22 protein-coding genes are annotated in these 25,685 nt (G+C 60.1%); 1 reads left to right on the top strand and 21 read right to left on the bottom strand.

The annotated features are described in order from the left end of the window. The first annotated feature begins 105 nt into the window (after positions 1–105). The gene (locus BCA01S_RS10970; protein WP_027776922.1) at positions 106–903 is read left to right on the top strand and encodes a transporter substrate-binding domain-containing protein; all 798 of its coding nucleotides are present in this window, start codon (positions 106–108) and stop codon (positions 901–903) included. A gap of 887 nt (positions 904–1,790) precedes the next feature. Here the strand turns inward: BCA01S_RS10970 and BCA01S_RS10960 are convergent. The 21 genes from BCA01S_RS10960 to BCA01S_RS10850 all read right to left on the bottom strand — a co-directional run bounded on the left by BCA01S_RS10960 (position 1,791) and on the right by BCA01S_RS10850 (position 25,580). Then, positions 1,791–3,521 (bottom strand): AMP-binding protein, encoded by a 1,731-nt coding sequence (locus BCA01S_RS10960; protein ID WP_027776921.1) that lies wholly within the window; start codon positions 3,519–3,521, stop codon positions 1,791–1,793. Positions 3,522–3,755: 234 nt separating this feature from the next. Further along, entirely contained in the window at positions 3,756–4,181 is a 426-nt protein-coding gene (locus BCA01S_RS10955) for a F0F1 ATP synthase subunit epsilon (protein ID WP_020067428.1), read from the bottom strand. A 160-nt stretch (positions 4,182–4,341) separates the two neighbouring features. Then, on the bottom strand, positions 4,342–5,736 hold the full coding sequence (gene atpD, locus BCA01S_RS10950) for a F0F1 ATP synthase subunit beta (protein ID WP_020067427.1): 1,395 nt from the start codon (positions 5,734–5,736) through the stop codon (positions 4,342–4,344). A gap of 115 nt (positions 5,737–5,851) precedes the next feature. Then, positions 5,852–6,736: a F0F1 ATP synthase subunit gamma gene (gene atpG / locus BCA01S_RS10945; RefSeq protein WP_027776920.1), complete on the bottom strand. Its 885-nt coding sequence runs from the start codon at positions 6,734–6,736 to the stop codon at positions 5,852–5,854. Between the two features lie 138 nt (positions 6,737–6,874). Beyond that, complete coding sequence (gene atpA / locus BCA01S_RS10940; RefSeq protein ID WP_027776919.1) at positions 6,875–8,416, bottom strand: F0F1 ATP synthase subunit alpha; 1,542 nt, start codon at positions 8,414–8,416, stop codon at positions 6,875–6,877. A 58-nt stretch (positions 8,417–8,474) separates the two neighbouring features. Then, positions 8,475–9,014, bottom strand: coding sequence for a F0F1 ATP synthase subunit delta (locus BCA01S_RS10935; RefSeq protein WP_027776918.1), 540 nt, complete (start codon positions 9,012–9,014; stop codon positions 8,475–8,477). A 2-nt stretch (positions 9,015–9,016) separates the two neighbouring features. Further along, the gene (locus BCA01S_RS10930; RefSeq protein ID WP_027776917.1) at positions 9,017–9,487 is read right to left on the bottom strand and encodes a F0F1 ATP synthase subunit B; all 471 of its coding nucleotides are present in this window, start codon (positions 9,485–9,487) and stop codon (positions 9,017–9,019) included. A gap of 138 nt (positions 9,488–9,625) precedes the next feature. Then, positions 9,626–9,895: a F0F1 ATP synthase subunit C gene (atpE, locus tag BCA01S_RS10925; RefSeq protein WP_007180033.1), complete on the bottom strand. Its 270-nt coding sequence runs from the start codon at positions 9,893–9,895 to the stop codon at positions 9,626–9,628. Between the two features lie 81 nt (positions 9,896–9,976). Then, positions 9,977–10,828, bottom strand: coding sequence for a F0F1 ATP synthase subunit A (gene atpB / locus BCA01S_RS10920; protein ID WP_027776916.1), 852 nt, complete (start codon positions 10,826–10,828; stop codon positions 9,977–9,979). Between the two features lie 158 nt (positions 10,829–10,986). Then, complete coding sequence (locus BCA01S_RS10915; protein WP_027776915.1) at positions 10,987–11,526, bottom strand: ATP synthase subunit I; 540 nt, start codon at positions 11,524–11,526, stop codon at positions 10,987–10,989. 584 nt (positions 11,527–12,110) lie between these two features. Further along, complete coding sequence (locus BCA01S_RS10905) at positions 12,111–12,998, bottom strand: ParB/RepB/Spo0J family partition protein (protein ID WP_027776914.1); 888 nt, start codon at positions 12,996–12,998, stop codon at positions 12,111–12,113. Between the two features lie 18 nt (positions 12,999–13,016). Further along, on the bottom strand, positions 13,017–13,808 hold the full coding sequence (locus BCA01S_RS10900; RefSeq protein WP_020067419.1) for a ParA family protein: 792 nt from the start codon (positions 13,806–13,808) through the stop codon (positions 13,017–13,019). 78 nt (positions 13,809–13,886) lie between these two features. Then, on the bottom strand, positions 13,887–14,570 hold the full coding sequence (gene rsmG / locus BCA01S_RS10895; RefSeq protein ID WP_027776913.1) for a 16S rRNA (guanine(527)-N(7))-methyltransferase RsmG: 684 nt from the start codon (positions 14,568–14,570) through the stop codon (positions 13,887–13,889). Then, entirely contained in the window at positions 14,567–16,525 is a 1,959-nt protein-coding gene (mnmG, locus tag BCA01S_RS10890) for a tRNA uridine-5-carboxymethylaminomethyl(34) synthesis enzyme MnmG (RefSeq protein WP_027776912.1), read from the bottom strand. Before mnmG ends, rsmG begins: the two co-directional genes overlap by 4 nt. 160 nt (positions 16,526–16,685) lie before the next feature. Next, positions 16,686–17,438 carry an ABC transporter ATP-binding protein gene (locus BCA01S_RS10885; protein WP_174447031.1) on the bottom strand — a complete coding sequence of 251 codons (753 nt, stop codon included), beginning with the start codon at positions 17,436–17,438 and terminating at the stop codon, positions 16,686–16,688. Positions 17,439–17,449: 11 nt separating this feature from the next. After that, positions 17,450–19,234 (bottom strand): branched-chain amino acid ABC transporter ATP-binding protein/permease, encoded by a 1,785-nt coding sequence (locus BCA01S_RS10880; RefSeq protein WP_052369456.1) that lies wholly within the window; start codon positions 19,232–19,234, stop codon positions 17,450–17,452. A gap of 4 nt (positions 19,235–19,238) precedes the next feature. Then, on the bottom strand, positions 19,239–20,294 hold the full coding sequence (locus BCA01S_RS10875; RefSeq protein WP_027776909.1) for a branched-chain amino acid ABC transporter permease: 1,056 nt from the start codon (positions 20,292–20,294) through the stop codon (positions 19,239–19,241). Between the two features lie 199 nt (positions 20,295–20,493). Then, positions 20,494–21,654, bottom strand: coding sequence for an ABC transporter substrate-binding protein (locus BCA01S_RS10870; RefSeq protein ID WP_027776908.1), 1,161 nt, complete (start codon positions 21,652–21,654; stop codon positions 20,494–20,496). 387 nt (positions 21,655–22,041) lie between these two features. Further along, a complete protein-coding gene (locus BCA01S_RS10865; RefSeq protein ID WP_027776907.1) occupies positions 22,042–23,208 on the bottom strand; it encodes an ABC transporter substrate-binding protein in 1,167 nt (388 codons plus the stop codon). 516 nt (positions 23,209–23,724) lie between these two features. Continuing rightward, positions 23,725–24,696: a branched-chain amino acid ABC transporter permease gene (locus BCA01S_RS10855; protein ID WP_027776906.1), complete on the bottom strand. Its 972-nt coding sequence runs from the start codon at positions 24,694–24,696 to the stop codon at positions 23,725–23,727. Beyond that, entirely contained in the window at positions 24,696–25,580 is an 885-nt protein-coding gene (locus BCA01S_RS10850) for a branched-chain amino acid ABC transporter permease (RefSeq protein ID WP_020067410.1), read from the bottom strand. Before BCA01S_RS10850 ends, BCA01S_RS10855 begins: the two co-directional genes overlap by 1 nt. Positions 25,581–25,685 lie beyond the last annotated feature (105 nt).

Below are 25,685 nucleotides of genomic sequence, written 5' to 3'. Positions count from 1 at the left end.
CGGCGGGGAGCGACGCAACCTGGTCAAACGGCCAATGTTCAAGCGCAACTCTCCTGGCTATTATCCAGCGGCCTAACCATAACAATGCACAATTAAGGAGACTCAATGAATAAGGCAGCAGTGGCATTGCTAGGCGTCCTGACGGGCGCTCTCATGCACATCGGCGCGGCGCAGGCGCAAGCATCGGCCACGGCCCCGACACCGTCCCGGCTCGATGAGATCCCCGCCCGCGGCACGTTGCGCGCATGCACGACCGGCGACTACAAACCGCATTCGTTCTATAGGGCAGACGGTCAGTTCGAGGGGATCGACATCGATATGACCGAATCGCTGGCTAAGTCTCTCGGCGTCAAAGCGGAATTCGTCAAGACGTCGTGGTCGAACCTGATGAACGACTTCGTGGCCAAGTGCGACATCGGCGTGGGCGGCGTCTCGCCGACGCTGGAGCGGCAAAAGCGAGCCTTCTTCACCCAGCCGTTTATGGTAGACGGCAAGACGCCGATTGTCCGATGCGACGACGTCGACAAATACCAGACCGTCGCACAAATCGACCAGCCAGGAACGCGTGTAATCGTCAATCCGGGTGGCACGAACGAACGTTTCGCAAAGCAGTTCTTGTCGCACGCATCGATGACTGTCTATCCGGACAACGTGACGATCTTCAAGCAGATCCTCGCCGGCAAGGCCGACGTGATGGTGACCGACGCGTCCGAAACCCTGCTGCAGCAAAAGCTGAATCCCGGCCTGTGCGCCGTGCATCCCCAGAAGCCGTTCCAATATGGGGAGAAAGCGTGGCTGCTGCCCCGCGGCGATGTGGCGTTCCAACAGTACGTCGATCAGTGGCTGCACTTCGCGCGGGCGACGGGCGAATATCAGGCTGTGCTCGATAAGTGGCTCAAGTAAGCCGTGCCGCTCGGCCGCGTTCTCTCCTGGCGTGATTACGGAAGGTCGGCGGCCGCCCCCTTTTTATAGCGACGGTTTGCCGGCCGGATCATGTAACGGCTGCTCAGGAAAGCCCGGCAAGAAGTAAATATAGGTGAGCACCGGATGAACTCGTGAACTGGCCCTTACATTTCTGAAGGTTGTGTGGCCTATATTGCGTCGCACTCAACCCGCCGGTCACTGGGTACGATTTTTTGCGCGCCGGGAACCAGTTGTAACAACAACGGTTTATCGTCAGAAAGATGAAGACGCAACTATTTCATGCGGAATCGACTTAACGCTTTATGCGGCGCTATGCTTCGCGAATATCATTAAACGGTCGTATTAAATTGCCGTGCAGTCATCGGTATATATTACTTTTTACGCCCTTGAATTGCGCAATAAATCCCTCTGAGCCTTATCTGGCGGGCGTTACAACCTGAAACACTTTGTTACGGCGCTCCTTTGGTAATTCGCCCACAATGCCCTCAACGGTTTCAACACGGATGTGGCTGCGTGCATGGTGTGAGCGGATACGATGCACTTGCCGGTCGGCGTATGCCGAAGCCCTGTAAAGGGGCATCCCTGCTGGGACCGTAGTCGACGCCGGGTCGTCGTCTCAGTCGGTTCCTACATTGGTCTCCTCGCGCTAACCCCGTAGCGTGTGGTTTTTAGCGGGCTCCAGGCCCGCTTTTTTTTCGTCTAGCCAAACGTTTGCGCAGTGCAAAATGGCATGTTTTACATGCTTTTCAGCGCACTTTGCTGTTTGGCGGTGTACACGGCGGTTGGCGTCGGCAGCGCCCAACTGCGCGGGCCCCGCCCGAAGCAGGTCACCGCGTATCGCGCACTTATCGCTTAGCCGGGGCACGTCAGGCCGTCTTCCCTTCCTGCAACTTCAGTTCGCTGATCATGCGCTCACGCATGACGAACTTCTGCACTTTGCCTGTCACCGTCATTGGTAGTTCATCGACGAAGCGGATGTACTTCGGCACCTTGTAGTGCGCTATCTGGCCATTGCAGAACTGCTGGATCTCTTCAGCTGTCGCCTGTTCACCTGGACGTAGCACTACCCACGCGCACACCTCTTCGCCGTATCGGCTGTCCGGTACGCCGAAAACCTGCACGCTCTGGATCTTCGGATGCCGGAAAAGAAACTCCTCGATCTCGCGGGGATAGATGTTCTCGCCGCCACGGATCAGCATGTCCTTGAGGCGACCGACAATGTTGCAATAGCCCTCGGCGTCAAGCGTAGCGAGGTCGCCGGTGTGCATCCAGCCGTCCACGATACTTTCACGCGTTTTCGCCTCGTCGTCCCAATAGCCTTGCATCACCGAATATCCGCGCGTGCATAGCTCCCCGGTTTCGCCCACCGGCACGATGTTGCCTACCGGATCGACAATCTTCACTTCTAGATGCGGCTGAATGCGGCCGACGGTGGTGGTGCGCTTGTCGAGCGGGTCGGTGGTCGAACTTTGGAACGAGACAGGGCTAGTCTCTGTCATGCCGTAAGCGATCGTGATTTCGTTGAGGTGCATCCGCGACACGACTTTCTTCATCGTCTCGATCGGGCACGGCGAACCCGCCATGATGCCAGTGCGCAGGCGTGAGAGGTCGAACGAGGCAAAGTCCGGGTGATCCAGTTCAGCTATGAACATGGTAGGCACGCCATGAAGCGCCGTGCACTGCTCTTGCGCGACGGCCGCGAGCGTCGCGGCGGGGTCGAAAGCCTCGCCCGGAAACACCATATTCGCGCCCACCGCGACGCACGCGAGAACGGCGAGCACCATGCCAAAGCAGTGATATAGCGGGACGGGAATGCACAGCGCGTCCTGCTCGCTCAGGTTCATGGCCATCGCGATATAGCGCGCGTTGTTGACCACGTTGCTATGCGTGAGCGTCGCCCCTTTCGGATTGCCCGTTGTACCGCTGGTGAACTGGATATTGATCGCCTCGTGGCACGAGAGCGTCGCGCCGATCTCGTCGAGCTTCACGACGTCGAGCGTGGCGCGCCCCTGCTCGATCACGTCCGAGAACGTGAGCATTCCGGGCGTTTCCGTGTCGCACATACGAATCACGTAGCGCAGATCAGGCAGTCGTGCCGCGTGAAGATCGCCGGGCGCGTGTGTAGCAAGCTCGGGCGCGAGTTGCTGCAGCATTTCGAGGTACATCGACGTCTTGAAGCGCTCCGCCGCGACAATCGCCTTGCAGCCCACCTTGTTCAGCGCGTACTCCAACTCCGCAAGGCGGTAAGCCGGGTTGATGTTGACCAGCACCGCACCGATACGCGCGGTCGCGAACTGCGTCAGCAGCCACTCAACCCGGTTCGGCGACCAGATGCCGACGCGGTCGCCCTTCACGATGCCCAGTGCCAGCAAGCCGGCAGCTAATATGTCGACTTCTTCGGCGAACTCTTTCCAGGTCCACCGGATCTGCTGCTCACGAAAAACCACCGCAGGCCGGTCGGGAAAGCGCTCGGCGGTGCTGCGCAAAAACTCGCCGATCGTCGCTTCGCTCAACGGAATCTCTGTCGATCCGCGGACGTACGAGAGTCCGTCTTTCGGTTCTATGATTGCGCCTTTGCCTGACACTTGCGTCGCCATGGTGCTGTCTCCGTGAGCAAATCGCCCTATTGAAATGAGTTTGAAACCGATTGTGCCACCGGCGGTCGCTCGCGCGGCATCAAGTCTTACCCGCAGCGGCCCGGCGTATTGGATGGCTGTCCATTCTTTGCGGTGGTCGGGACGGCCTCACAATCTCACTTACCTTTCCGTAAACGTCAAGTGAAGGATAAAAAAAAGCAGCCCGCGGGCTGCCTTTTCTCTGATACGTGTTGCTTAGCTCTGACCGCGCAATTTGCGCAGACGCTGGATCGCAGCAAGCTGAGCCGTCGCGTACGCCAGTTCCGCCTGGGCGGTCGCGTATTCGAGGTTCGAGCCCGTGTTCTGCAGCGCTTCTTCCGCACGTTTGCGCGCGTCTTCGGCCTTGGCTTCGTCGAGATCCTTGCCGCGAATTGCCGTGTCGGCCAGAACCGTCACTGCACCCGGCTGGATTTCGAGGATGCCGCCGGCGACGAACACAAACTCTTCTTCGCCGTTCTCAGCTTCTATGCGCACTGCGCCCGGACGGATCCGTGTGATGAGCGGCGTGTGGCCCGGCAGAATGCCGAGTTCACCTGCTTCGCCCGGCAGCGCGACGAACTTCGCCTGGCCCGAGAAGATCTGCTCTTCCGCGCTGACGACGTCTACTTTAATGGTTGCCATAAGTGTCGACTCCTGTGGCGACCAGGGTTAGCGCTTTAGCGCTCGCTCTGGCCCCGTGCAAGGCTGGGTTAAGCGTAGTGAGAGGCACCGGCTTTGCGGACAACCACCGTGCGGAAGTCATCGCGCGCGAGGCCGGCGCCCGCTTCGTTACACCCGACCTTTACTGGATCTTCTTGGCCTTTTCGAAGGCTTCGTCGATCGTGCCGACCATGTAGAAGGCTTGTTCCGGCAGGTGGTCGCACTCGCCTTCAACAATCATCTTGAAGCCGCGGATCGTTTCCTTCAGCGGAACGTACTTGCCCGGCGAGCCCGTAAACACTTCAGCAACGTGGAACGGCTGCGACAGGAAACGCTGGATCTTACGAGCGCGCGCGACGGCGAGCTTGTCTTCCGGCGCGAGTTCGTCCATGCCCAGAATCGCGATAATGTCGCGCAGTTCCTTGTAGCGCTGCAGCGTTTGCTGCACGCCGCGCGTGATCGAGTAGTGCTCTTCGCCAATCACGTTCGGGTCGATCTGACGCGAGGTCGAATCGAGCGGGTCCACTGCCGGGTAGATACCCAGCGAAGCGATGTCGCGCGACAACACGACGGTAGCGTCCAAGTGGCCGAAAGTCGTAGCCGGCGACGGGTCGGTCAAGTCATCCGCAGGGACGTACACGGCCTGAACCGACGTGATCGAGCCGGTCTTGGTCGACGTAATGCGCTCTTGCAGCTTGCCCATTTCTTCAGCCAGAGTCGGCTGATAGCCCACTGCCGACGGCATACGGCCGAGCAGTGCCGACACTTCAGTACCGGCCAGCGTGAAACGGTAGATGTTGTCGACGAAGAACAGCACGTCGAGGCCTTCGTCACGGAAGTGCTCAGCCATCGTCAGGCCGGTCAGCGCGACGCGCAGACGGTTGCCCGGCGGCTCGTTCATCTGGCCGTACACCAGCGCGACCTTGTCCAGAACGTTCGAGTCCTTCATTTCGTGATAGAAGTCGTTCCCTTCACGGGTACGCTCGCCAACACCGGCGAACACGGAGTAACCACCGTGTTCCTTAGCGATGTTGTTGATCAGTTCCATCATGTTCACGGTCTTGCCGACGCCGGCGCCACCGAACAGACCCACCTTACCGCCCTTGGCAAACGGGCAGATCAGGTCGATAACCTTGATGCCCGTTTCGAGGAGTTCGGTCGACGGCGACAGTTCGTCGAACGCCGGAGCCTTCTGGTGAATGCCGCGAACCACGTCCGAGTTGATCGGACCGGCTTCGTCGATCGGACGACCGAGAACGTCCATGATGCGGCCGAGCGTCGGCTTGCCGACCGGCACGCTGATCGGATTGCCGGTGTTCTTGACGACCGTGCCACGACGCAGACCGTCCGATGCACCCAGACAGATGGTACGGACAACGCCGTCGCCCAGTTGTTGCTGGACTTCGAGGGTCAGTTCCGAACCTTCCAGAATGAGCGCGTCGTAAATCTTCGGCATGTCCGAACGCGGGAATTCCACGTCGATAACGGCGCCGATGCACTGTACGATCTTGCCTTCTACCAAAGCAGTAGTACTCATCGCTTTTCCTTTAGATACTCAATTCTTCACTCGCGCAAAGGCGCTGTTTCGATGGGGTCGCCTAGACGGGTGCGCCTCACGGGCGCACACGTGGCAGCATGACTGACCGTCAGGGTCAGACCGCCGCCGCGCCACCGACGATTTCCGACAGTTCTTTCGTGATCGCGGCCTGACGGCTCTTGTTGTACACGAGCTGCAGTTCGTTGATGACCTGCTTCGCGTTGTCCGAAGCGGCCTTCATCGCGACCATCCGGGCCGACTGCTCGGATGCCATGTTTTCCGCGACGGCCTGATAGACCAGCGCTTCGACATAACGCACTAGCAGTTCGTCCACCACTGCCTGCGCATCCGGCTCGTAGATGTAGTCCCACTGCGTGCTCGGCGTCGTGCCGTCTTCTTCCTTGCGCTCGAACTGGTCCGCCGACAGCGGCAGCAGTTGCTCGATCACCGGCTCCTGCTTCATCGTATTGACGAAGCGCGTGTACGCCAGGTACACCGCCGAAACCTTGCCTTCCGAGTACAGGTCGAGTTGCACCTTCACCGCGCCGATCAGCCTTTCCAGATGCGGCGTATCGCCCAGTTGCACGACGTTCGACACCACCTTGGCGCGCAGACGGTTCAGGAAACCCAGACCCCTGGTGCCGATCGCGGTTGCTTCGATCGTCTTGCCCTGGCCTTCCAGTTCCTTGAACTTCTGCAGCGCTGCACGCAGCACGTTGGTATTCATGCCCCCGCACAGACCTTTATCGGTCGTGACGAGGATGATGCCCGCCGTCTTCGCGCCTTCGTTCGCCACCATGAACGGGTGACGATACTCGGGGTTCGCACGGCTCATGTGCGCAGCGATGTCGCGGACCTTATCGGCATACGGGCGAGCAGCGCGCATGCGCTCCTGAGCGCGGCGCATCTTCGATGCGGCCACCATCTCCATCGCTTTCGTGATCTTGCGCGTGTTTTGCACGCTCTTGATCTTGCCGCGAATTTCCTTCATTCCAGCCATTGCTTGCTCCTTGTCGGCCCGAGTTAGCGCTTTAGCGCTTACCCGGGTCCCATGCAAAGCGATCGAAGCGGCACGGGGCATTCACATGCGGCCCGCGCCGCTTCAAGGTCCGTTTATGCCTTGCGGATCACTCGCGGATCAATAAGCGCCGGACTTCTTGAAGTCTTTGAGGGCCGTGTGCAACAGGCCTTCGTCGTCCTTCGAGAGTTCCTTGGTATCTTCGATGCGCTTGACCAGGTCAGCGTGGCTCGACTTCAGGTATTCGCGCAGGCCCTTTTCGAACGGCAGGACTTGCGAGACTTCGAGGTCGTCGAGGTAGCCGTTGTTCGCTGCGAACAGCGAAATGGCCAGTTCCCACACTTGCAGCGGCTGATATTGGGGCTGCTTCAGCAGTTCCGTCACGCGGCGGCCGCGCTCCAGCTGCTTGCGGGTCGCTTCGTCGAGATCCGATGCGAACTGCGCGAATGCAGCCAGTTCACGGTACTGCGCCAGGTCGGTACGGATACCGCCCGACAGCTTCTTCACGACCTTCGTCTGAGCCGCACCACCAACGCGGGACACCGACACGCCGGCGTTAATTGCCGGGCGGATACCTGCGTTGAAAAGGTCGGTTTCCAGGAAGATCTGGCCGTCGGTAATCGAGATCACGTTCGTCGGAACGAATGCAGTCACGTCGCCTGCTTGCGTTTCAATGACCGGCAGCGCCGTCAGGGAGCCGCTCTTGCCCTTGACTTCGCCGTTGGTGAACTTCTCGACGTAGTCTTCCGAGACGCGAGCAGCACGTTCCAGCAGACGCGAGTGCAGATAGAACACGTCGCCCGGGTAAGCTTCGCGGCCCGGCGGGCGGCGCAGCAGCAGCGAGATCTGACGGTATGCCCAAGCCTGCTTGGTCAAGTCGTCATAGACGATCAGCGCGTCCTGACCGCGGTCGCGGAAGTATTCGCCCATCGAGCAGCCGGCATACGGTGCGAGGTACTGCATCGCAGCCGATTCCGAAGCCGAAGCGGCCACGACGATCGTGTATTCCAGCGCGCCGGTTTCTTCCAGCTTGCGCACCACGTTCATGATCGAAGAAGCCTTCTGGCCGATCGCGACGTAGATACAGAAGAGGTTCTTGCCCTTCTGGTTGATGATCGCGTCCACCGCGACTGCGGTCTTGCCGCACTGGCGGTCGCCGATGATCAGCTCACGCTGGCCACGGCCAATTGGCACCATCGCGTCGATCGACTTCAGACCGGTCTGGACCGGCTCCGAAACCGACTTACGCCAGATTACGCCCGGAGCAATCTTTTCGATGGCGTCGGTCTTCTTCGCGTTGATCGGGCCCTTGCCGTCGATCGGGTTACCCAGTGTATCGACCACGCGGCCGAGCAGTTCCGGGCCAACCGGCACTTCCAGAATGCGGCCCGTCGTCTTGACGATGTCGCCTTCCGAAATGTGCTCGTACTCACCCAGAATCACGGCGCCGACCGAGTCGCGCTCGAGGTTCAGAGCGAGACCGAAGGTGTTGCCCGGGAATTCGAGCATTTCGCCCTGCATCACTTCCGACAGGCCGTGAATACGCACGATACCGTCGGTCACGGAGATCACGGTGCCCTGGTTGCGAACGTCTGCGCTCGCTTCAAGGCCCTGGATCCGGCTCTTGATCAGCTCGCTGATCTCAGAGGGATTGAGTTGCATTATTCGCTCCTGATAGTCAATTCTGTTGCGTGCCAGCCGCTTCAGCGCCGTCGGCGCTTCAGGCCGTCAGAGCCGTTTGCATGCTGGCAAGCCGCGCGCGGACCGAGGTATCGAGCACTTCGTCGCCGACTGTCACGCGCACGCCGCCGATCAACGACGAGTCGATCTCGACCGTCGGCTTCAGCTTGCGTTTGAACTTGCGTTCGAGACTTGCGACGAGGTCGTTCAACTGCGCGCCCTCGAGCGGGAATGCGCTGACGATCAGCACATCGGCCGCCCCTTCGCGGGCGTTCTTCAACTCTTCGAACTGCACGGCGATTTCCGGCATCAATTGCAGGCGATGGTTGTCCACCAGCATTTGCACCAGATTCTTCGCTTGCGCGTTGTCCTTGAGCGGCGACTTGACCGCAGCCAGCAGCAGTTCGCTGACCTGGGCGCGGCTTACTTTCGGGCTCGAGGCGATCGACAGCACTTCGGGCAGACGCGCAACCTGTGCCAGCTCCTGCACGAGCGTGGACCAGGCGGCGATGTCACCAGCTTCGGCCACGCCAAACAGCGCTTCTGCGTACGGACGGGCGATGGTTGCAAGTTCGGCCATGATCAGAGCTCGGCTTTCAGTTGATTCAGCAGGTCAGCATGCGCCGCCTGGTCGACTTCGCGCTTCAGGATCTGTTCAGCGCCCTTCACTGCGAGCGCGGCGACTTCACCACGCAGCGTTTCGCGCGCCTTCACGACTTGCTGCTCAGCGTCGGCCTTCGCTTGCGCGATGATGCGAGCGGCTTCAGCTTGTGCTTGAGCCTTGATTTCGTCAGCGACTGCCACGGCGCGTTTTTCGGCGTCAGCGATACGCTGCTGACCGTCGTTGCGTGCCTGAGCGAGTTCCTGGTCGACGCGCTTGTGAGCGGCTGCCAGTTCTGCCTTGCCCTTTTCTGCAGCCGACAAACCGTCAGCGATCTTCTTCGAGCGCTCGTCGAGGGCGTTGATCAGCGGCGGCCACACGAACTTCATCGTGAACCACGCGAGGATCAGGAACACGACCATTTGCGCAAACAGGGTTGCGTTGAGATTCACGGTGTTTCCTTAAACGTTGCTAGTTCGGAAAGTGAAACGGCAAGGCGCTCATCGATTCTGTGTTCGATCAGCGCCCAAGTGCCCGTTCCGCCCTGCGCCTTTACCAGTTATAGCTCAGGCGCAAACTTCCGAGGAACCTCAGCCTGCCAGCTTCGACAGCAGCGGGTTCGCGAACGCAAACAGCATTGCCACACCAACGCCAATCAGGAACGCCGCATCGATCAGACCAGCCAGCAGGAACATCTTCGTTTGCAGCGGGTTCATCAGTTCCGGCTGACGAGCACATGCTTCGATGTACTTGCCACCCATCAGGCCGATACCGATACAGGCGCCGATTGCACCCAGGCCGATGATGATGCCGATACCGATGGCGGTCAGACCCTGGATGTTGGCGATGAAAGCTTGCATGATCACTCCTTTGTGAAAAGTCTTTTAGAACTGGTTGGAACTGGGATTTGAAAAACTACGATTCTTTAACGACTGCGCGGTTTAGTGCGTGTCGTGTGCCTGGCCGATGTACACCAGCGTCAGCATCATGAAAATGAACGCCTGCAGCAGAACGATCAGGATGTGGAAGATTGCCCACACGCTGCCGGCGATCACGTGGCCGATGAAGCCAAGCACCGTCGTGTCCGCGCCGAAGCTCCAGATGCTGCCGAGCAGGGCAATCAGCAGGAACAACAGTTCGCCCGCGTACATGTTGCCGAACAGCCGCATGCCGAGCGAGACCGTCTTCGCGACGAACTCGATGATGTTCAGTGCAAGGTTCGGGATCCACAGCAGCGGATGCGCGCCGAACGGAGCGGACAGCAGTTCATGCACGAAGCCGCCGGCGCCCTTGATCTTGAAGTTGTAGTAAATCATCAGCGCGAACACACCGAGGGCGATGCCGAGTGTGCCGTTCAGGTCGGCGGTCGGCACGATGCGGTGGTGCGGGATGACTTCGGACAGACCAAGCCAGCCGATCACGTGGCCCGGCAGGTCGACAGGAATAAAGTCGAGCGCGTTCATCAGCGCGACCCAGACGAACACCGTCAGCGCCAGCGGCGCGATGAAAGTACGAGTGCCGTGGATCATCGACTTCGATTGATCCTCGACCATCTCGACGAGCATTTCGATCGCGCACTGGAAACGGCCGGGTACACCGGACGTTGCCTTGCGTGCAGCCATGTGCAGGATGAAGATGGTGGCCAGACCGCAAACGATCGACCAGAAAAGGGTGTCCAGATTCCACACGTGGATGTCAAAAATCGACGTCTGGTGTCCGGTGGAAAAGTTCTGCAAGTGGTGCGCGATGTACTCGGACGGATCCATTGCGCGCGTGCCTTCGCTAGCTGCCATATCGTTAAAGCCACCCAAATTGTCGAAAATCGTCTGAGGCCGCCCCGCCGCAATGCTCTATTGCGGGAACGCGCCGGGTGCGGATCCTGTCATATCCGCACGCTCTCGCCGGCGCCGCGCGCCGGCTTTTGAATCTTGTGCTGTTACCTGTTGCCTCTTCAGCGCCACGCCAAAGCGATCCAATACGTCTTGAGCGCGATGAGATAAGTCACGAGCAGCGGAACCCAGCGTACGTCGTGATACCAGAAGGCGATGGCTACAAACATCGCGATCGTTGTCCCCATCTTGAGCGCTTCGCCGACCATCCAGCTCATTGCTGTTTCGGCGCCGCTCAGCGTTCTCAGCCGCGCCGCGAACAATGCGGCCGGCACCCAGCATATCGCCCCTCCCAGGAACGCGGACAGCGCAGCAGCGCCCGGCGGCTCATAGAACAGCCACCATACCAGCGTTGCGCCAAGGGACAAGACCATTTGCGCTGCCACGACCCTTAAAGGGGTGACGCGCGATGGACGGTTCACACTGGGACCAAACAGCTTTTCAGCCTCGGCCCGCGTGAGCGGAACGATATTTTCCTGCTCGACGTCCCACGGTTCTTCATGCGTGACTTGCTGAGCGGTAGACGCCTCTGAAACGCTGCGTTTCTCGCGGTGCCCGTCTCGCCCATTTTTTGGCGCTTGATTCGACGTTTTGACCGCCATCGCAGTGTTCCGAAGTCTCGTTCCGGTCAGCGAGCTTTCGCTGCGCTTACGGGGTTGCCGTGCAGTTAAATCCGGGCGATTGTAAGCGATAGTTGCAGGCAATTCAAGACTTTAGGCCGTTCAATAAACAGTGCGAAACGACGCCTCGCGATGCGGAAAAGGCTTCCGACGAATGGTCAGCCTGTCAACTGTAAGGCGGTCTCGAAAATGTAAAATGTGCGCGTTCGTTGGACCGCTTTTCCTGTCGTCAAGCGGCCTCGCAACCGTTCGAGCAGCCGTGTCGAAAACGCAACGGAGCACCACGAGCCGGCCAAGCCGGCGCGACGCGCCGCCTCCTTCGCAGACTGTTCGCCACAGCCGCGCTGCAGCTTTCACGCGGCGAGCGCGCGCTTTGTCATAGGCCGCTCAAGTGGCCTGTTGAAGGATCGAGATTAGTTAGGATTCCCAGATATTCGGCGCCTGCTGCACTGTCCCAAACCGGCGTTCGGCCGAGCCCATCGGCTCAACGTCCGGGAGGCTAAATGAGCGGCGCTCGACCATCTTTTCCGCGCTGCTCATCCGATGGATCTCCCGCCGTCAGGCGCTCAAGCTGTGGCGTTGCCGCGCAACCGCACAAGAATACCCTCGAGCGCGTCCAGATCTCCGAAATCGACCATTACCTGACCGCGGCCGCGTCGGCCGAGCTTGATTTTGACGGTTGCTGCCAGCAGATCGGACAGTTCTTCTTCGAGCCGTCTCGTGTCGCGGCCGCCGTCCGGGTTCGCGCGTGCCTTGACCGCGGGAGCCGCCTTCGTGGTCGCCGTCACCAGTTTCTCGGTTTCGCGCACGGACATCCGCTTGTTCACGACTTGATTCGCCAGCGTGATCTGCGTCGCTGCGTCGACGGCCAGCAGCGCGCGCGCATGCCCCATGTCGAGGTCGCCGGCAAGTAACATGGTTTGAACCGGTGTCGCGAGGTTGAGCAGGCGCAGCAGGTTCGACACGGCGCTACGCGAGCGACCAACCGACTCGGCGGCCTGCTCGTGCGTGAAGTTGAATTCGTCGAGCAAACGCTGAATGCCTTGCGCCTCTTCCAGCGGATTCAGGTCTTCACGCTGGATGTTCTCAATCAGCGCCATGGCGGCGGCCGCCTGGTCGGGCACGTCCTTCACGAGTACCGGGACTTCATCCAGACCAGCAAGTCGAGCCGCGCGGAAACGCCGTTCGCCCGCGATGATCTCGTATTTGTCCGCCGACACCGGCCGCACGAGGATCGGTTGCATCAATCCTTGTGCACGTATGCTGGCTGCCAACTCCTGCAACGCGCCTTCATCCATGCGCGTGCGCGGCTGATACTTGCCCGCTTGCATTTTGCTGAGCGGCAGCACGTTCGGCGCGCCTTCAATCACCACCGCTTCCGTGATGTCGGCGCTGCCGCCGAGCAACGCTTCCAGGCCGCGGCCCAATCCCTTCTTTCTTGCTACTGCGTTCATCGTGCTTCCTCGATCCATTTAGGATGCTTGGGGCGCGTCATTCAGTGCGCGCACCCGCTCAATCATTTCCGCGCCGAACTGCACGTAGGCTTGCGCGCCGCGCGATGCCCTGTCGAACACCACGCCCGGCAGCCCGTAGCTGGGCGCCTCGGCGAGGCGCACGTTGCGCGGAATCACCGCGTCGAACACCTTGTCGCCAAAGTGCTCCTTCAATTGATCCGAGACCTGCTGCTGCAGCGTGATCCGCGGGTCGAACATGACGCGCAACAAACCGATCACTTTCAGGTCACGATTCAGATTCGCATGCACCTGCTTGATGGTATTGACCAGATCGGACAGCCCTTCGAGCGCAAAGTACTCGCACTGCATGGGAATCACGACGCCATGCGCCGCGCAGAGGCCATTGAGCGTCAGCAGCGACAATGCGGGCGGACAGTCGATCAACACGAAATCGTATTCGCTTTCCACTGTCGCAAGCGCGACCTTCAACTGTCGCTCGCGGTTCTGCACGCTGACCAACTCGACTTCCGCTCCCGCAAGTTCTCGGTTGGCGGGCAGTACGTCATAGCCGACGGCTTCGGGGCGCATCCGGGCATCAGCCACCGAGACCCCGTCAACCAGCACTTCATAGACGGTGTTGGCGCACGCTGCCTTGTCGATGCCGCTGCCCATTGTGGCGTTGCCCTGCGGGTCCAGATCGATAAGAAGGACTCGCTGTCCCTGCGCTGCCAGGCTGGCCGCCAGATTGACTGCCGTCGTCGTCTTACCGACTCCGCCTTTCTGGTTCGCAACGCAGAAAATTTTTGCCATCGTTGGAATGTCCCTTTGCTGCTTGAAGAAGTGATTACGTCGTCTATTCGGAATGGCGTCGCGCGCGAGTGAGGGCGGCTAACCGCCTTCATCCACACGAACCGTGACGAGGTGGCGCTCGGCGTCGAGGAACGGCACGTCGAGGCGGACGACCTGCTCCATGTAGACGCCCGCAGGCAACCGCTCGATTTCGTCATCGGGACGCACGCCCTTCATCGCGAGAATCGCGCCCTGCTCTGCCACCAGATGACGGGCCAGTGTAACGAAATCGGCGAGCTCTGCGAATGCTCTAGAGACGATTACGTCGAACTTTGCCGACACTTCGGCGCCCGGCCGCAGCGTTTCCACACGCCCGGTCACGACCGAAAGGTTCATCAGACCAAGTTCAGCCTTCGCCTGAGCCTGGAAGGCCGTTTTCTTGTGAACGATGTCGTTCACGGTCACGCCCCAATCAGGACGGACGATCGCCAGTACGATGCCGGGCAAACCGCCGCCCGAGCCGACGTCCAGCACCGTGCGCGGGTTGCGCTGCACGAGGTGCGGCACGATCGAAAGGGAGTCGAGAATGTGTTGAATCAACATCTGCCTGGGATCGCGAATGGCCGTCAAGTTGTAGACGGCATTCCACTTCGCCAGCAGCGCCACGTAGTCAAGCAGCTTGGCGACTCGCACATCGCTTAACTCGAGACCGAGTTCGCCTACGCCATCGGTGAGAAGTTGGTACAGCGCTTCCCGGTCGGCTCCGCTACTCTTGACCGTCATTGCACCACCGGCTTGTTATCCGGGTCCGGTGTGGCCGTCTTTGCAGGACGACGACCCAAGCCACGCTTGAGATGGACCATTAGCAAAGAAATGGCCGCAGGAGTGATCCCGGAGATGCGCGACGCCTGACCGATGGTTTCGGGACGGAATTGCATCAGTTTCTGCCGGGCCTCGAACGATAGACCTCTCACTTCGGCATAGTCCAGACCTTCCGGGAGCCGCGTGCTTTCATGCGCCTCGTTGCGCTCTATTTCGTCCGCCTGCCGATCGATGTAGCCCTGATATTTGATACCAATCTCGATCTGCTCCTTGATCTGAGCCAGCAGAACGTCATCGCCAGCCAGTGTCTCCGGCGCAGCGCAGGCGCCGTTTCGCAACGCTGATACGCCGTCGTAAGTCACGCCTGGTCTGCGCAGCAAGTCGGCAAGGCTGTATTCATGGTCGATTGGCTTGCCCAGCAAGGCCGTCGCCTCATCCGCCGACAGCGTTTTCGGGTTCACCCACGTCGTGCGGAGCCGCTCTGTTTCACGTGAAACAGCATCACGCTTGCGGCTAAATGCATCCCAGCGCGCATCGTCCACGACGCCAAGCTCGCGACCAATCTCCGTCAGCCGCATATCGGCGTTGTCTTCCCGGAGACTCAGCCTGTACTCTGCCCGGCTCGTGAACATGCGGTAAGGCTCCGAGACGCCGCGAGTCACGAGATCGTCAACCAGCACGCCTAGGTAGGCTTGATCCCGACGCGGGCACCACGCCTCCTTGCCCTGAACGGAAAGGCCAGCGTTGATACCGGCCAACAGGCCTTGCGCCGCGGCCTCTTCATAGCCGGTGGTGCCGTTAATCTGCCCCGCGAAGAACAAGCCGTTGATCACCTTGGTTTCCAGCGACGCCTTGAGCCCACGCGGATCGAAGTAATCATATTCAATCGCATAGCCAGGACGGAGGATATGCGCGTGCTCCAAGCCGCGCATGGACCGTACGAGTTCGAGTTGCACATCGAACGGCAGGCTCGTTGAGATCCCGTTCGGGTAGAACTCGTTCGTGGTCAGTCCTTCCGGTTCCAAAAAGATCTGGTGAGATTCCTTCGACGCGAAGCGGTGAATCTTGTCCTCGATGGAAGGGCAATACCGTGGCCCTACCCCTTCGATTACGCCCGTGTACATAGGCGACCGATCCAGCCCGCCGCGGATAATGTCGTGCGTTCGCTCGTTGGTATGCGTGACCCAGCACGGCATCTGGCGCGGGTGCTGTTCGGCGCGGCCGAGAAACGAAAAGACCGGCACTGGGTCGAGATCGCCGGGCTGTTCCTCGAGCTGCGAAAAGTCGATGGTCCGACCGTCAATTCGCGGCGGTGTGCCAGTCTTCAGGCGCCCTTGCGGCAGTTTCAATTCCTTCAGACGCGCTGACAACGACACAGCCGCAGGATCGCCAGCGCGACCGCCGGTGTAGTTGTTCAGTCCCACGTGAATCTTTCCGTCGAGGAAAGTCCCCGCCGTCAGCACGACGGCCCGCGAGCGAAAGCCGATTCCCACTTGCGTCACCGCGCCGACCACGCGGTCGCCCTCAACCATCAGATCGTCCACGGCTTGCTGAAAGAGCCACAAATTCGGCTGGTTCTCGAGCCGGTGACGGATTGCCTGCTTGTAGAGCAGCCGGTCAGCCTGCGCGCGAGTCGCGCGCACAGCCGGGCCCTTCGAGGAATTAAGGATGCGGAACTGGATACCGCCCTCGTCCGTCGCGGCCGCCATAGCACCGCCGAGCGCATCGACTTCCTTCACCAGATGGCCCTTGCCAATACCGCCGATGGACGGATTGCAGCTCATCTGACCGAGCGTTTCGATGTTGTGAGTCAGCAGGAGCGTCTTGTTGCCCATGCGCGCCGAGGCCAACGCGGCCTCAGTGCCAGCGTGGCCGCCGCCGACGACGATTACGTCAAATTCTGTGGGAAAAAGCATCGCGGATCTCACGCCAGATCGCGCGTGAGCCTTCAAAGGAAAAAGTATGGGCGAATTATAACGGGTTCGGTTTTGGCCCGAATTAGGCCAAATCGCCAAGCAACAAAAAACGGCGTGTTTCACGTGAAACACGCCGCTGAAAACTGCACGTGAGATTCGACTAGGCCGCCTTTTTGGTCAGACCCAGATAAGTTTCGATAACTCGAGGATTCTGCGCCAGGTCCGACGCCGCGCCCTCCAGCGCTAACTCACCCGTCTCAAGAACGTAACCGTAGTCTGAAATTTGCAGAGCGGCGCGAGCGTTTTGTTCGATCAAAAGCGTCGCCACCCCGGTCTGACGCAGAGCGCTGATGATGTGGAAAATTTCTTTCACGATCAGAGGCGCGAGCCCCAAGCTAGGCTCGTCCAGCATGAGCAGATCCGGCTTGCCCATCAAAGCGCGCCCGACCGCCAGCATCTGTCGCTCCCCACCGGACAAGGTTCCGGCTGCCTGCTTGCGTCGCTCCTTCAGACGCGGAAACAGCTGGAACACCGGCTCCATCTGGTCAAGAAAGTTGCGATCGCCCGCCCGCTTGCGCCGATAGGCGCCGAGGACCAGGTTGTCCTCGACACTCATCGACGCGAAAAGCTCACGCTTCTCAGGCACCAAGCACATGCCGCGAGCCACGCGCTTCTCCACCGGCACAGCACTGACGTCCTCGCCCTGATACACGACCGCGCCCTTAGCATGACCAGTGGTCGGCAAGGCGCCCATGATGGCGTTCAGCAGCGTGGACTTGCCTGCACCGTTCGGACCGATTACCGACACAATTTGCCCGGCTCGCACCGTGATGGCAGCGCCGTGGAGCGCCTCGACCTTGCCGTATCGGACAGACAGGCCGTTCACGTCGAGAATGGGTTCAGCTGCATTCATGAGGTTCTCCATTACTCCACTCCGCCAAGGTACGCTTCGAGCACCGCGGGATCCTGCTGCACTTCCTGCGGCAAGCCTTCGGCGATACGCGTGCCGAACTCCATTACGACGAGTCGATCAGTCAGATTCATCACGAAATCCATGTCGTGCTCGACGAGCAACACACTCATGCCTTCCGCCTTCAACCGGCGAAGTAAATCGGCCAGTTGCAGCTTTTCCTGATAACGCAGACCGGCTGCCGGTTCGTCCAGCAGCAGCAAAGTAGGATCGCAACACAGCGCGCGAGCGATTTCCAGAATCCGCTGCTGACCCAACGCCAGGCTTCCAGCTTCGTCGTACATGTGCTGTTCAAGGCCGACGCGCCGGATCTGACGGGCAGCCTCGGCCATCAAGCGCGCTTCTTCCACGCTGTTCAAACGCACGATGCTCCGCCAGACGCCGGCATGCCCGCGCAAGTGCGCGCCAATCGCCACGTTTTCCAATACCGTCATACCGGGCAGCAGCTTGACGTGCTGGAAGGTACGGCCAATTCCTCGTTTGACGATTTCACGTGAACTAAGCGTGTCGATACGCTCGCCGCGGAACGTGATCTCGCCACTCGTCGCCTGGAGCACGCCGGTCACGAGATTGAACGTGGTTGATTTGCCGGCGCCGTTTGGTCCGATCAGGCCAATGATCTGCCCTGCTTTGACCTCGAAGCTAACGTCATTCACCGCGACCAACCCGCCAAACTGCTTGCGAGCCTTGTTGACCGTCAGCAGGTTCTCACCGCCCGTCGGCTTGCTGCGCTGCGGCAGAGCTTCCGCCTGGTCCGGCAAATGCGCGCGCGGGCCGCGCGGGAAAAAGCGCGCGACGAACGGCCACACGCCCTGCCGCGCATATTGCAGCAACAGCACCATCAAAATGCCGAACACGATCACTTCGAAGTTGCCGTTTTCGCCCAACAGTTTCGGCAGCAGCGTTTGCAGATAGTCCTGTAGTACGGTGAGGATTGCCGCGCCGAGCACCGCGCCCCACACATGCGACACGCCGCCCACCACGGCCATGAACAGGAATTCGATGCCGTGATTCAGTCCGAACGGCGTCGGGTTCACAGCGCGCTGCAAATGCGCATACAGAAAGCCGGAAACCGACGCCAGCACCGCGGCGTAGACGAAAATGACGACGCGCATCCACGCCGTATTCACACCCATCGCTTCCGCCATCATGCCGCCGCCGCGTAAAGCGCGAATGGCTCGCCCCGGCCGGCTATTCAGCAGATTCTGGACCGACACAACCGCGCCGAGCACGACGAGCCAGATCAGGTAATAGATATGACGGCCGGACTCGAGATCGATGCCGAAAACATTCAGCACTGGAATTCCGTTGATGCCGTCGTACTTGCCCAGCATCTCCAGGTTACCGAACAGATAGAACAGCGACAGTCCCCAGGCGATCGTGCCGAGCGGCAAAAAGTGGCCGGAGAGGCGCATGGTTACGAGGCCTAGAATCAGGGCGATCAGCGCCGTCACCAGCACCCCGGCGATCAGCGCAAGCCAGGGCGAGACACCGAAGCGCGTCGTCAGATACGCAGTTGCATACGCGCCGATGCCGACAAACGCGGCCTGCCCGAAACTCGTCATCCCGCCGATGCCGGTGAGCAGCACCAGCCCGATTGCCACGATCGAATAAAGACCGATGTAGTTCAGCAGCGTGACCCAGTACTCGGGCACGTGAATCGGCTGCGGCAGCACCGGCAACGCGAACAGCACGACGAGGAACAGCCAGAAGAACTTGTTTTTGATGATCCGTTTCATCGCTTCACTCCTCGTCCTCTTCAGCGTGCGGGCTGGCAAGACTGCGCCAGAGCAGCACGGGGATAATCAGCGTGAACACGATCACTTCCTTATAGGCGCTCGCCCAGAACGACGAATACGACTCCAGCAGGCCAACGAGGATCGAGCCCGCCGCCGCCAGCGGATAGCTGACAAGGCCGCCGATAATCGCCCCCACGAAGCCCTTCAGACCGATCAGGAAGCCCGAGTCGTAGTAGATGGTGGTCAACGGTGCCACCAGGATGCCGCACAGCGCGCCGAGGCCCGCTGCGAGCGTAAACGCGAGGCGCCCAGCTTGCGTCGTGCCGATGCCGACCAGGCGCGCACCGAGCCGGTTCACCGAGGTCGCACGCAACGCCTTGCCTGAAATCGAGCGGTCGAAGTACAGATACAGCGCGCCGATTAGTACAACCGCTGTCCCGACGACCCACAGGCTTTGGCCTGAAATCGACAGGCTGCCGACGTTGAACGTCGCGTCCGAAAACGCCGTGGTGCGTGAGCCTTCCGCGCCGAACATCACGAGGCCAAGACCGACCATCGCAAAGTGCACCGCCACCGCGACGATGAGAAGCAACAACGTGGTCGCTTCGGCGATCGGCTCATACGCGAGCCTGTAAACGAACGGGCCCATCGGAATCACGATCAGCAGCGTCAACGCGATTTGCGCGATCATCGGCAGTGGATGCAGGAAGACGCCTTGGGTGAGCGCGTACACCGCAACCGGAAACAGCAGATACTTGCCGACCAGCAGAGCCAGCGTGCGAGCCGCATGCCGGCGCCGCTCGGCGTGCCGTACGAGCCCCGCCACTTCGACCACGAAGCACGCAGCCCCCATTGCCATCAGCAGCCAGCAGGTGGCCGGAAATTTCTGTGTTTGCAACGCGGCGAGCGTGAGCGCGCCATACGAAACAAACTCGCCCTGCGGGATAAAGATCACCCGCGTCACGGAGAACACCAGCACCAGCGCGAGCGCAAGCAACGCGTAGATAGCGCCCGTGGTGATGCCGTCCTGCGCGAGGATCGCCGCAATTGATAGATCCATACTTCCTCGTCCTGAAGCGTCGAAATCGAAACTGGAAACAGTCGTGGCGGCGCAACCCGCAGCCTCCATCGAACCGCAATGCCTGAAAGACGACCGCCGCGCTGGAGCACGGCGCGGCGGTCGGTGCCATTGTCGTTGAACACAATGGCAATGCGGCGTCATATGCCGCACTTTGCGAGAGGCGCGTACCGCTTTTGTATTAGTCGTTCTGCAGCTTCCACTTGCCGTCGACGATCTGCACGATCACGCGTGCGCGCTTGTCGAGGCCGTTGTGGTCGGTTGTCGTCGTGTTCATGATGCCGTGCGAGACCGGCAGTTCCTTGATGCTTTCGAGCGCGCTGCGCAGCGCCACGCGAAATGCCTCGGTGCCCGGCTGTGCGGTCTTCAGCGCTTCGGGAATCGCACGCTGCAGCATCTGGCCGGCGTCCCATGCGTGACCGCCGAATGTCGCGACCGAACCCGCGCCATACGCTTTCTCGTACGCAGCCTTATATGCCAGCGAGGACTTCTTCACCGGATTCGATTCGGGCAATTGATCGGCGACGAGGATCGGACCAGCCGGCAGAATCTCGCCTTCGCAGTCCTTGCCGCAAACACGCAGGAAGTCGTTGTTGGCCACGCCGTGCGTCTGATAAACCTTGCCCTTGTAGCCGCGCTCCTTAAGCGTCTTCGCCGGCAGCGCCGACGGCGTACCCGAGCCCGCGATCAACACTGCGTCGGGGTTGGCGCCCATTGTCTTCAGCACCTGGCCGGTCACCGACGCGTCCGTGCGATTGAATCGCTCGTTGGAAACGATCTTCAAATTGTGTGCATTCGCCGCGGCGGTAAACACGTTGTTCCAGCTGTCGCCGTACGCATCCGCGAAGCCGATGAAGCCCACCGTCTTCACGCCGTGATGCTCCATGTAATCAGCAATCGCGTCGGCCATCAGACTGTCGTTCTGCGGCGGTTTGAAGGCCCACGCACGCTTCGCGTCCATTGGCGAAATGATCGCGGCAGACGCAGCGAGCGAGATCACCGGCGTCTTGCCCTCGGAAGCAGGATCGAGCATGGCGAGAGAATTCGGTGTGACTGTCGAGCCGATAATCGCGTCGACGTGGTCTTCGTCGATCAGCTTGCGCGTGTTCTGCACGGCCTTGCCGGTGTCCGATGCATCGTCGAGGATGATGTACTGCACCGTCTTGCCGCCGATCTCCTTCGGCAGCAACGCAATCGTATTCTTTTCAGGAATCCCGAGCGATGCAGCCGGCCCCGTGGTGGATAGCGTTACGCCGATCTTCACCTGGGCGATAGCGGCGCCCGCGCCGCACATCAACGCCATCGCGATGCCGGTGCGTACCCATTGTTTTGTCTTTGTCATTGCAAGTCTCCAAACGCTGCGAAGCGCGTATCTGTTATCCGGCTCGTGGGCCGGGTGTCTGAATCTAGTTATCGGATCCTGGCGTGCCAAGCATGGTTTTCCCTGCTGAACACGCAAGCCTTCTCCGTCTTTTATGTCACTCCCTGCTGCCTGCCGTCACTGCCTGCTGCTGCGATTCCTGAGTGCCTCGCCGAACCAGCGGGCACAAAACACTAACATGTTAGTAGTATTGCGTTGTGCATCGTTGACGGTCAATAGACTGCAACGCAAATGCGGGTTTGTCCTGAAGTCGCATAGCCACATGTCTCGTGCGACGCGGGCAATAAAAAAGACGCGTCGGACTGCACGCGTCTTTTGTTATGAGGTCCCGTATCGCTTTGCCTTCGCTCAGTCGCCGGACAACTTCCACTTGCCGCCGACAATCTCCACCATTACGCGCGCCCGCTGATCGAGACCGGCATGGTCGTTCGCGCTCATGTTGAAGATACCGTGCGACGCCGGCAGCTCTTTGGTTCCTTCGAGCGCTGCGCGCAGCGCCTCGCGGAACGCCGGCGTGCCGGGCTGGCCCTTCTTCAGAGCGAGTGGAATAGCACGTTGCAGCAGCAGGCCAGCGTCCCATGCGTGACCGCCGAAAGTGGACACGGACCCGGCGCCATAGGCGGCTTCATACGCCCGCTTATAGGCGAGCGCGCTCTTCTTCACCGGATTCGAGTCGGGCAGTTGCTCAGCAACGAGCAGCGGGCCGGCGGGCAGATAGGTGCCCTCGCAATCCTTGCCGCACACGCGCAGGAAATCGTTATTCGCGACGCCGTGCGTCTGATAGTACTTGCCCTTGTAGCCGCGCTCGCGGAGCGTTTTCTGCGGCAACGCGGCAGGCGTACCGGCGCCTGCGATCAACACCGCGTCCGGGTTCTGCGACACGATCTTCAACACCTGGCCGGTGACGGAAGCGTCATTACGCGCAAAGCGCTCGTTCGCGACAACCTTGATCTTTGCCAGATCTGCGGCCTTGCTGAATTCCTTGAACCAGCTTTCGCCATAACCGTCGGAGAAGCCGATGAACGCCACCGTCTTCACGCCATGGTTGGACATGTGCTGTGCGATGGCGGTAGCCATGAGAATGTCGTTTTGCGGCGTCTTGAACACCCACGCGCGCTTTGCATCCATCGGCTCGACAATGCTCGCCGCAGCCGCGAGCGAGATCACCGGCGTGGTGCTCTCGGCGGCGACGTCTATCATGGCGAGCGAATTCGGCACGACAGTCGATCCGATCAGCGCGTCGACATGGTCTTCGCTCGTGAGCTTGCGGGCGTTCTTGACGGCCTGAGTCGAATCAGTCGCGTCGTCCAGCACGATGTATTCGATTTTTTGACCGGCCACTTCCTTTGGAAGCAGCGCGACGGTGTTCTTCTCCGGAATGCCTAGCGATGCGGCCGGGCCGGTTGCCGACACGGTAACGCCGATTTTCACATCTGCAAATGCATGGCTGCTCCATGCAGCCGAAATGCCCGTGGCGACCAATGCCGCACTGATCCAACGCAATGCCGACTTCATCCCGCTCCTCTATGCCCCGTTAAAACAATTCAGATTAAATTCGCGATTTAAATCCCGACCCAGCGGTCGGTGAATAAGGAGTGTAGCGGACGCGAGCCGCACGCGGCAAGCACTTTGCAGGGTGGCCGCGTGGGAAATTGAGCAATTATCGGAGACATAAAATGATCACCGACTTAGGAAAGGAATTGAACGAGGTAATTCAAAAAAACAAAATAAAAAGCGCTGTTGGATATCAATCCAACAGCGCTTTCGTGTGGGCACTTAGTGCCTCATGTCTCCTCGTTCTCCACCTGCAAATTCGTGGTGCATCAGAACTGCATGAAGATTAACCGAGCACCCTGCGTGCCACAACTAGCAATTACCCTAGTGGTGCACTGCGGCACTGAATTGGGGCAACTTTAACCGGCGATACGGCGCGATGCATAGAAATAAGGGCCCAAGCGGTTTGCCGACGTCATACTGCATAGCAGCGAAATTAGATCGGACGCCGAAACAATCATTCGTGTGACCGCCTTCTCACGCGCGCAGCGGCCGCACCCGCGCGATGATCTCGCCGACAATCCCGCGCCTGAACGCGAGCACGCACGCAATAAAGATCACGCCCGTCACGATTGTTACCGACTCACCCAGCGAACGGAACCATTCGATGCCCGTTGTCGACGCGAGCGCGCCACCGATATCGCCGAGCCGATCCTCGAGTGCGACGATCAGTGCCGCGCCGAGCAGCGGTCCGAACAACGTGCCCATGCCGCCGACAAGCGTCATCAGCACCACGAGGCCAGACATGGTCCAGTAAGCGTCGCTCAAGGTCTCAAAGCCCTGCACCACGACCTTTAGCGAGCCCGCTAGTCCTGCAAGTCCGGCCGACAGGATGAACGCTAGCAACTTGAAGCGATCCGTGTCGTAGCCAAGCGACACCGCGCGCGCCTCGTTCTCCTTGATCGCGACCAGCACCTGACCGAACGGCGAATCCACGATCCGCACGATCAGCAGGAAGGCGAGCACCATCACCGCCAGCACAACAAAGTACAACGCCACATCCGACGAAAGATCCAGCACGCCGAAGAGCTTGCCGCGCGGCACGCCTTGCAGGCCGTCTTCTCCATGCGTGAACGGCGCTTGCAGGAACACGAAGTAGACCATCTGCGCGAGTGCGAGCGTCACCATCGCGAAGTAGATGCCCTGACGTCGGATCGCGAAGATGCCGACAATGAAGCCGAGCAACGTCGCCAACGCCGTGCCGGCAAGCACACCGAGCTCGGGCGAGAAGCCGAGCGTCTGCATCGCATAGCCGGTGATGTAGCCGGCCGAGGCTAGAAACATAGCGTGCCCGAACGAGAGCAAACCGGTGTAGCCAATCAACAGATTGAACGCCGCCGCGAAAAGCGCAAAGCACATCACCTTCATTACAAAGAGCGGATAGATGCCGAGCACGGGCACCGCGAGCAGCACCACCAGCAGCAAACCGTAGAGTACTTTTCTCTGCATCATTTTTCCTTGCCGAAGAGACCCGCCGGACGCACGAGCAACACGAGCGCCATGATGACGAACACGACGGTCGCCGACGCTTCCGGATAGAACACGCGAGTCAGTCCTTCGATTACGCCGAGCATCAGTCCGGTAAGAATGGAACCCATGATCGAACCCATTCCGCCGATCACCACTACGGCGAACACGGTAATGATCATCGGTTGGCCCATCAGCGGCGAAACCTGGATAACCGGCGCGGCCAGTACGCCGGCGAACGCCGCAAGCGCGACGCCGAAGCCGTAAGTGAGCGTGATCATCAGCGGGACGTTGATGCCGAACGCCTCGACGAGCTTGGGGTTTTCAGTTCCGGCGCGCAGATAGGCGCCCAGCCGGGTCTTCTCGATCACGAACCACGTCGCAAAGCAAACAATCAGCGACGCCACCACCACCCACGCGCGATAGTTTGGAAGGAACATGAAGCCGAGGTTGGTCGCGCCCGACAGCGCGGACGGCACGTCGTACGGCTGGCCCGACGAACCATAGATAGAACGGAACACGCCCTCGACGACGAGCGTGAGCCCGAACGTAAGCAACAGTCCATACAGATGGTCGAGCTTGTAAAGCCAACGCAGCATCGAGCGTTCGATCGCGACGCCGAACAGGCCGACGATCAGCGGTGCGAGCACGAGCATCGCCCAATAAGGCACGCCGAAGTATGAGAAGCCCATCCACGCGAGCATCGCGCCGAGCATGAACAACGCGCCGTGCGCGAAGTTGATCACGTTCAGCAAGCCGAAGATCACCGCAAGACCAAGACTCAGAATTGCGTAGAACGAGCCGTTCACGAGCCCGAGCAGCAACTGGCTCAACATCGCGGGAAGCGGAATGCCAAAGATGTCCATTGAAGCCTTAACCCATCGTCAGGGTGAGATCGGTTGTGCACGATCCGGCCGGCACGCGAAAAGCGCTCATGACGCCGGCCGCGCGCGGCATTTGAAAAGAACCGA

Source organism: Paraburkholderia caledonica NBRC 102488 (genome assembly GCF_000685095.1).
GTDB lineage: Bacteria > Pseudomonadota > Gammaproteobacteria > Burkholderiales > Burkholderiaceae > Paraburkholderia > Paraburkholderia caledonica.
Note: the sequence above shows the minus strand (reverse complement) of the source record. Positions and strands in the feature narration are given on the sequence as shown.